An 8843-nucleotide genomic window follows, 5' to 3' on the forward strand; every position below is an offset into this window, starting at 1 on the left:
TATTGTTGGAAAGCTTGGAACCAGGCATCAGCGTTGGCATCATGTCCCACGTTGAGCCTGACGGAGACGGATTTTGTGCCAGTGTCGCCTTGCAGCGGTTTTTGCTGGAACGGGGCATGCAGAGCGAGATCTTGGTGGACCCGGATTCCAGCCTAGAGCGTTTCAGCATGTTTATGCAGAACGTCAAGCTGCAAGTTTTTGATGGTTCTCAAGCATACGACTTACTTATCATCCTGGATTGCAACAGCTACAGCCGGATAAATTCCCGCGCGGAGGCTGTGAAAAACTCTCGCAAAGTGATTCTTGTGGATCACCATGTGCCTGAAAATGGGGTCATCGACACCGATTTCAGTTTTGTGGATACCAGCGCCGTTTCGGCTGGGGCAATCCTGTTCGATGCCTTGAAAGAGGAAATCCAAGCCCTGCCTGCGGAAGCCAGAAAAGCTGTGGCAACCTGCATCTATGTATCCATCATCAACGATACGAACAATTTTATCAACAACAACACGAACGCCAAAGTTTTTCGCCTGAGCGCGGAACTGACGGATCTCGGTATTTCCCCCGCGCGGATATATAAACAGTTTTACATGAACCACGCCGCTCTGGAAATGCGCTTTGTGGGCGAAGTGCTTTCCACAATCGAATTGCACCACGGCGGACGTATTCTTTTTATGCATTCCACCCTGCAGATGCAGCAGCGAAACGACCTGGACGCGGAATCTATCATGAATATCACCCGCTGGGTGCAGGGTGTGCGGGATATTGATATTGTTGCTTATTTCAGGGAAGACAGTCCCGGCGAATACAAGCTCAGCCTGCGTTCGCCCTGGGTGGATGTGAATGCTGTGGCAGCGTCTTATGGCGGAGGCGGACATAAAAGCGCTTCCGGAGCCACGGTACAGGGAAATTTGGAGAGCATCAAAGCCGGTCTTTTGAATAAATTGACCCAAGCGATGAACGAACATCCGGATCATGCCTGAAAAAAGCGGCTTTTTGTTGATTGATAAACCTGCCGGATGGAGCTCTTTCGACGCTGTACGTTGGCTGCGCAAACTCTCTGGCATCAAAAGAATAGGGCACACTGGAACCTTGGATCCCTTCGCCACCGGACTGCTCATCTGTGCTTTGGGTCCGGTCACGCGGCTTTGCCGTTTTTTGGAAAACGCGGACAAAAGCTACGAAGCGGTATTGCGTCTTGGGATTCAGACCGCCAGCGGTGACCCAGAAGGTGAAGTGATTCGCGAAAGCGGGGAGATTCCAAGCGAAGTGGATGCCGTGTTTTTGCGGGAAAAGCTGCTTTCCATTCGGGAATTGCCTCCTCCGCTGTTTTCAGCCATCAAAATAAAGGGTCGTCCCGCATACGATTATGCGCGCAAAGGCCTGCATTTGGAATTGCCAGCCCGCCCCGCGCAGATTTTGGATTTTGAACTGTTATCCTACCAAGCGCCAGAGCTGGTTTACAGGTGCCGGGCCAGCAAAGGCACCTACATCCGCAGTTTGAGCGAATATATCGCAACTTCATTGGGAACAGTTGGATACACCACCTCTCTGCGCAGATTGAGCATTGGAAAAGTTTCGGTTGATGATGCTCACCATCCTGAACATTTTGAAGCAGAAAAGCTGGCGGCAAACTTTTATCCCCCTCGCAAACTGTTTGAGGATTTTGAAATTTTGGAACCGGGTGAAGCCGAGCTTTCAGCCCTCAAGCAGGGCAAAAAAACTCCCAATCCCGGTCAGGATTGCCAACGGATTTTACTTCTGGACCAAACCGGCAAGGCTTTGGGCATGGCCGAGCGCAAAGCGGGAATGCTTTTCCCAACGATAAACCTATAAAGATATGAAACAAAGTGTTTTAAGCATTGGAAATTTCGACGGTTTGCATCTGGGGCACCGCAAGTTTATAAACGAAGTGGTTGTCACAGCCAAAAAGCTGGGACTGCGCAGTGTGGTTATGACTTTCGACAATCATCCTGCCGGAGTAATCAGCGGACAAAAATACACCACGCTTTTGCCAATCAAGCAGAAAATACGCTTGCTGCACGAGCTTGGCGTGGATGAGATCCCTATTTTGCATTTTGACGAGGAAATGGCGAAAACCTCCGCTGAGGATTTCCTGCGTGAAGACATGGTTAAACCCTTTTCTCCCGCTGTGATTGTGATGGGTCATGATTCCCGTTTTGGCAGCGGCCGCAGTGGCGATCTGGCTTTCATGGAAAGCCGTCAAAGCCTCTATGGATTTGAACTTCGCGTGGTCGAGCCGCTGTTTGATGGGGATCGGGTTGTGAGCAGCAGTTTGATTCGTAAAACACTTGCCGCAGGCAATTTGACCGAAGCCAACAGGCTTTTGGGTGCGCCCTACACCTTATTCGGAGAGGTGGAACACGGAGCCGGGATTGGAAGCGGACTGGGTTTCCCGACCGCTAACCTGCGTTTGGAGGAGCCTTTGCAGCTTCTGCCGCGCTCTGGTGTTTATCACAGCCGCGCTTGGCTGGATGGAAAGAGTTTTTTTGGGTTGACAAATATCGGCATCAGTCCCACAGTGAAACACACAGGTCAAACCGAAGTGGAAACCCATATCCTGGATTTTGATCAGCAAATTTATGGTCAGCCACTTCGGGTGGAACTGCTTTCATTTCTCAGGGAGGAAAAGATGTTCAACTCCAAAGAAGCCTTGCTCGATGCCATGCGGGAAGACCTTTCGCAGGTTCGGAAATTTGCTCAGCAGGTGGAGCTGTGAGGGTTTTTCTGGCAGTTGTTTTGGCGCTTTTTGCCGTCAGTGCCATGGCCCTGGATTTTGTTCCCGGTTCTGGGATGCAGGTCTGTCCCGATCAGGGCAGGGAATACAGCTTTGCCTACCACACCGGCAGCGACGATCTAAATCTTTTTGGTTCTGACACCTGGGCGGTGCGCTTCAATTTTTCGGAAGTTTATCCACAAACTTATGCCAGCCAGTTTGAGGTCACCAAAGCCTTGCTCTGGCTGCCACAAACCGGTGATTCAGTGCGGGTTGCACTGTTTTCGGAATCCCATGGCAGCCCTGGTGTAAGCCTCGCTTCAGCCGCCGCCTTGGTGAGTTCCAACAGCGTGGAAATTCCTTTTTCCAATTCCGTGGTGGCAGACACGCTTTGGCTGTTGGTGAACTATGCCACAAACTTTTCCAATCGTTTTGTTTCAGCTTCGATGGGCGGAGGCAGCCACAGCTATTTTTGGAACACCAGTTTCAGCAATCCGTTTTTCCAAAGCTTTGGCACGGCAGGTTTTAATGCGGAACTTCTTTTCGGTTTGGGGGGGGATTTTGTGCTTTCCACTCCTGATCTTGAATTGGAGGAATTTGAGCTGGAAGGTGAGCTGCAACCCAGGCAAAGGGTTTATCCCACTTTCACGATTTACAACCATTCCGATCTCACTGTGCATGACGCCAAAATGGAGATTACGGGAAGGTCTCCATCTCCGCAGTTTGCCCCGTCTTTTATTATAAATATCCCGGAGCCGATTTCTCCGCGTTCGCGCTTTGTTTTCGATTCCCAAAGTCCAGGCTATGAGGATGCTGGAATCGACCTGCCGGATCAGCCTGCGCAGTTGCGATTGAAAGCCGCCCTCAGCAGTGTGAGCGTTGGTGAAACATATACCACAAACAACGAAATTCGGCTCAACCGCTTCAGCTTTCAGGAAGAATATCCCCTGTTTTTAACCGAAAGTTTCATGCGCACGGATGCTTCGATGCAGATTACGGTTTCGCAAGACCAGCATGAATTTCCCAACATTCACCGCCTGAACTATTTTCCCATTCTCACGGATTCCCTCAGCAATATCGCCGCCCAGATCCGTTTCAATTGGTATGGCTTCAATTCATTGCCCCGCACAGCTTTAAATGGAAACCTGCGAATAAATGGCTTCTCGACAGATTATGCGGATTCCTATCAACAACATTGCCAAGACCTGCAAAACTCAAAAAGCTTAATCTCTTCCTCCCGCTGCGATTTCACCCATGTCCCGCAAAATGATATGGTCTCGGTGGCGCTCACTTTCAGAAATGAAAACACTTTGCTTTATGCCACCGCGTCGGAATATAACCTGATTGGAGACACTCGCCTCTGCGTGGGGCTTTTCAAAAAGCATAATTTCGACGGAGCCGAACGCTGGGTGATTGAACGCTGGATCAGGCACGGAGCTGCTTTGGAAGGGCCTCTGGGACAGGGAGAGCAGCTTGATGTGAATTTCAATATCTCGCTGAGCAACCTCAGTTTGGCAGACCTGGCTCAAGATTATCGCCTCTATTATTGGCTGCAGTTGAAGGGCGGAGGCCAAATCCTCTATTCCTCATTCGCGGATTTCACCGAAGTGGTCTCGGTTCAAGATGAGCTTTTGCCATTGCCCCGGCTCCAGGTCAGTCCAAACCCTTTGCGTGGCCAGGCTTCGCTGCGTATTGGCCTGGATGGCGCACAAAAACTGGGAAAAGTGAGGATTTTCAACCTTCGTGGTCAATTGATTTTTGAAATAGCCGGACAGGTGGATGAAATAAGCCTTAAAGCCATGGATTTTCCCGCTTCGGGCATCTATCTTTTGCGCGCTGAATTGCCCGACCCAAAAGGTGGCAACTTCTGGCTGGAACGAAAAATTACCATTATTAAGTGAGTTTAAAATGACTGAACATATTGATATCTCAGATTTTCAGGAACTGATTGGCAAAGAGGTCATCGGCTTCTATCTTGTTGCGGAAATGGAAGTTCGCGATGGCAAAAATGGGCCTTTTTTGCGTCTGAAATTGCAGGATCGCAGCGGTGCGCTCACCGCTTACGTTTGGAAAGAAGCCAAAAAAGTGGCGGAAGGTTTTTCCCAGGGAGACGTGGTCAAGGTCAAGGGTTTGGTGAATCGTTATAAAGAACAGATCCAACTCAATGTTTCCCAAATCCGTTTCGCGGACCATTCTGAATATGAATTGGAGCAGTTCGTTACGCGCAGCAAAATAAGCCCTGAAGCCTTGGCGGAACAGTTTTTCTCATTTGTGGACAAGGTGGAAAACCCCTGGCTGAACAAGCTCTTGAAAAACATCTTTGAAGACAAGGATTTTTTCAACCAATTTCTGGAAGCGCCCGCCGCCAAAAGCTGGCACCACAACTATATGCACGGCCTCATCGAACACACCGTCTCCGTGGCGCGCATCTGCGATTTTGTTTCCGCGCTTTATCCTGTGAACCGTGATTTGCTCATCACCGGCGCGCTTTTACACGATATGGGCAAGGTTTTTGAATACAGCGGACGTCCGGCAATCGAATTCACCGAAATCGGGCGCCTGGTTGGCCATCTAAGCCTCAGCGACCAATATGTTTGTGAGCAATCGAGGCTGATTGCCGGTTTTCCTGATGAAGTGTTGCTTAATCTCAGACACATGATTTTGGCCCATCACGGCGAATATGAAAAAGCCTCGGTGCGCCTGCCCCAAACTTTGGAGGCGCTTGTTTTGCATCTTTGCGACAATCTGGATGCGCAAAGCGTCGGTGTGGCACAGCTTTTGGAAGCCGCTCCCCAGGGCGCGGTTTGGTCTGAATTCGACAAACTCAACAACCGTTATTACCACCTGACCAGAATCTAAAAGATGTTTCAAACCTCGGTTCTGATGAGTGGTTCCAAGGGCAACGCCGTATTGGTGCGCACCGCCGAAACAGCTCTGATTTTGGATGCCGGCTCCTCCGCCCGCGCGATTTTGGCTGCCTTGGAAAAACTGAGAGTGGCTCCTGGTGAGATTCATGGCCTGATTGTCAGCCACGAGCATTCCGATCACACCCGCGCTGTGGGACCTCTCGCCCGAAAGCTTGGAATTCCTTTATATATCAATGAAGACACGCTGGAACACTGCGATCACCGCATCGGAAAAATCCCCGGCGGCATCAGGTTTTTTGAAACCGGAGAAAGCTTTCAGGTTCGAGACCTGATTGTCCATCCATTTTCTTCATCTCACGACGCCGCGGACAGTTGCAACTTCACTTTCAGGCGCCATGATGATGAAGAACGCAAGCTGGGTGTGGCAACTGATCTGGGTTTTCCATCCCACTTGGCGGTGAACAGGCTTAAATATTGCAGCACCCTGATTTTGGAAAGCAACCACGACGTGACCATGCTGATGGAAGGGCGCTATGAATGGCCGCTAAAACAAAGAATCAGAAGCAATAACGGCCACCTCTCAAACGAAGAGGCTGTGGGCGTGGTGAGTCAGGTGATGCACCAAGGCTTGAAAAACATTGTTTTGGCGCATCTCAGCGAAGAAAACAACAACCCCCAGCTCGCTTTTAAAACCATGCGAGACTATCTGGATTCAATCCGCAGCGAAGCTCTCCTTCTCGTTGCGGGCCAACATGAACACACGCCACTACTGAGTGTTTGAGCTATGAACAAATCACGCAACCTTTTCTTTATCTTTCTGCTCCTGATTTTGGGGCAGTTTTTTTCTCTCGCCGCGAAAGCGGAACCTCTGGCGCCAAGACAGCAGGTCCAAACCGAGGCGCATGGCCAAATTCTGACAGATGACTGGGCTTGGCTGGCAAATCGGGAAGCCCCGGAACTTTTCAAAGTTCTGAAAGCCGAGGAAAAATATGCCAAAACCCAGATGCAAGGCTCAACCAAGCTGGCGCGCGAACTCTACCGCGAATTCATCCGCTTTGAACCGCGCCAAAGAATCAGCCACCCATATCTAAAAGACGGATATTATTATTTTTCAAAGTCTTTCAAGGGCAAACCCTACGACAGCCACTATCGCGTCAAAGACGAACCTGGCGCCAAGGAAGAGCTGCTTTTGGACGAGCAAAAACTTGCCAGAGGCAAAAAGTTCTTTTCTCTGGGGCTTTTGCGCGTGAGTCCAGATGGCGAAAAGCTTGCCTACAGCGTGGACTATGATGGCGATGAAAACTACAAATTGATGTTGCGCGACCTGTCCCGGGCAAAAACTGTGGACAGCGGAATCAGCCAGTTGAACCAAGCCCTTTGGTTTCGGGATGGAAAAAGACTGCTTCTCACTACAAACAACGCCCGCTTCCAATGTGACGAAGCTTGGATTTACAATTTGGAAAGCGGCGTTATCCAAAGCATTTATAAAGAGGAAGACCCCGCCCGCAATGTGGGGATTTGGACATCCACAGACCGTGAGCTGTTTTTTTTGAATTCCAGTTCCGCAAAAGATAACCGGGTTTGGTGTTTGGACGCGGGGGCAGGGAATCCCGAACTGCTATATATTTCAAGCACTTGGGGCGATTGCCAGGCCTGGCCTGACCACCATGGCGGAGCCTTCTATGTGATGACAGATAAATTCAATCCGGATCACGGTATCTACCGCTTCCAAGCCAACGCGCCCGAACCAGAAAACTGGGAGGAAATCGTCCCCGGTGAAAGCGGAAGACCCATGGATTCCATGCTTTTGATGGATTCCGTGATTGCGATAACCAGCCGCAACGCTGGTTTTAAAAGCATCGAGCTTTATGACATCAATGGTGGCGGCCACATCCGAACCATATCTTCAGACATTCCCGCCGACATTGATTTTTGGTACAATTATGACAGCTCCTCACCTCAAATATTTTACAGTCTGGAACACGAACTCCAGCCCTACACCATCATCAGCCACGATCTGAAAAACGGTACGGAACAAATTGTGTATCAAAGCGATGCCGCAAAACAAAGGAACCTTGGCGACTACCAAAGCGAATTGCATTGGGTCGCGGCGGAGGATGGAACCCAAATCCCGCTGCGTCTGCTGAAAAAGAAAGACCTCGATCCCCAAAACACCCATCCCGTCTGGCTTCAAGGCTATGGTGCCTACGGTTCCTGCGAGGATCCCTACTTTTCCAATCTTCTGTTTCCCCTTTTGGACCGAGGCTTCATCTGCGCCACAGCCCACATCCGCGGAGGAGGCGAATTTGGTCGCGATTGGTATGATCAGGGGCGCCTGCTTTCCAAAAAGAACACATTTTCAGATTTCGAAGCATGTATCGACTATCTGATTCAAACCAAGATGACGGAGCCTTCCAAGCTCATCATTGAAGGTGGCAGTGCCGGCGGACTTTTAATCGGCGCGGTTTTGAACCACGCGCCCCACAAAATGCGCCTCGCCATCGCGGATGTGCCTTTTGTGGATTTGATAAACACCATGCTGGATCCCGAACTGCCGCTCACCCTGCAGGAATATGAAGAATGGGGTGACCCCTCCAACCCGGAACATTTTTCCTATATGCTGTCCTACTCTCCATACGACAACGTGAGCCCGCAAATCTATCCCTCTGTGCTGGTTACAACAGCCTGGAACGATATCCGGGTGGGTTACTGGGAATCCCTGAAATGGGTGCAAAAGCTGCGCGACAACAATCTTGGCGAAAACCCGGTGATCTATCTGATGGGCTGGGATGAAGGTCATTCAGGCTCGGAGGACTATTATCGGCGGCTGAAAAGCTATTCAAAAATAATGGCTTATATGATCCGCACCATGTCTCAGGAATAGAATCAAAAAAGGCCGGACATCCATCCGGCCATTCAACTATCTTAAACTGTTCAATCTCCAAGCGCGTAAAGCCAAGCTTGGCTACGATTATGCAATCCAGCCCGAGCCAAGGGCAATATCAACAGCCACAGTCTTCATAATCGTAATACTCATCATCCCAATAATATTCATCTATGTCGTCATCAAAATCGTATAAATAAGGATTAATATCATTCACTTTTTTCTCTTCCAAGTTCTTCTCGAAAGAGGCTTTGGTGTCGATAAGACGAAATTGTTCCAGGTCAGTTAAAACAACAGTATCCCGGTATTTGGTCACAGTATATGTGTCCCATCCACCATCATAATAATAACCATACCA

8 protein-coding genes are annotated in these 8843 nt (G+C 49.8%); 7 read left to right on the top strand and 1 reads right to left on the bottom strand.

Annotated elements, in window-relative coordinates; genetic code table 11:
- The 7 genes from GX135_02280 to GX135_02310 form a co-directional block, all read left to right on the top strand.
- On the top strand, nucleotides 1-980 hold a 980-nt coding region (locus tag GX135_02280; GenBank protein ID NLN84916.1), incomplete at its 5' end, for a DHH family phosphoesterase.
- Nucleotides 973-1833, top strand: a complete 861-nt coding sequence (gene truB / locus GX135_02285; protein NLN84917.1) for a tRNA pseudouridine(55) synthase TruB — start codon at nucleotides 973-975, stop codon at nucleotides 1831-1833. The genes GX135_02280 and truB, both read left to right, overlap by 8 nt.
- A 4-nt stretch (nucleotides 1834-1837) precedes the next feature.
- Nucleotides 1838-2737, top strand: coding sequence for a bifunctional riboflavin kinase/FAD synthetase (locus GX135_02290; GenBank protein ID NLN84918.1), 900 nt, complete (start codon nucleotides 1838-1840; stop codon nucleotides 2735-2737).
- On the top strand, nucleotides 2734-4635 hold the full coding sequence (locus tag GX135_02295; protein NLN84919.1) for a T9SS type A sorting domain-containing protein: 1902 nt from the start codon (nucleotides 2734-2736) through the stop codon (nucleotides 4633-4635). The genes GX135_02290 and GX135_02295 overlap by 4 nt, the downstream gene beginning before the upstream one ends.
- Nucleotides 4636-4642: 7 nt before the next feature.
- Nucleotides 4643-5593 carry an HD domain-containing protein gene (locus GX135_02300; GenBank protein ID NLN84920.1) on the top strand — a complete coding sequence of 317 codons (951 nt, stop codon included), beginning with the start codon at nucleotides 4643-4645 and terminating at the stop codon, nucleotides 5591-5593.
- 3 nt (nucleotides 5594-5596) lie between these two features.
- Nucleotides 5597-6382, top strand: coding sequence for an MBL fold metallo-hydrolase (locus GX135_02305; protein NLN84921.1), 786 nt, complete (start codon nucleotides 5597-5599; stop codon nucleotides 6380-6382).
- Between the two features lie 3 nt (nucleotides 6383-6385).
- Nucleotides 6386-8485: a S9 family peptidase gene (locus tag GX135_02310; GenBank protein NLN84922.1), complete on the top strand. Its 2100-nt coding sequence runs from the start codon at nucleotides 6386-6388 to the stop codon at nucleotides 8483-8485.
- Nucleotides 8486-8603: 118 nt separating this feature from the next.
- On the opposite strand, the gene GX135_02315 is transcribed toward GX135_02310, so the two are convergent.
- Nucleotides 8604-8843: hypothetical protein (locus tag GX135_02315; GenBank protein NLN84923.1), on the bottom strand; the 240-nt coding region annotated here is incomplete at its 5' end.

The organism is Candidatus Cloacimonadota bacterium (assembly GCA_012522635.1).
In the GTDB taxonomy this organism is placed as follows: domain Bacteria; phylum Cloacimonadota; class Cloacimonadia; order Cloacimonadales; family Cloacimonadaceae; genus Syntrophosphaera.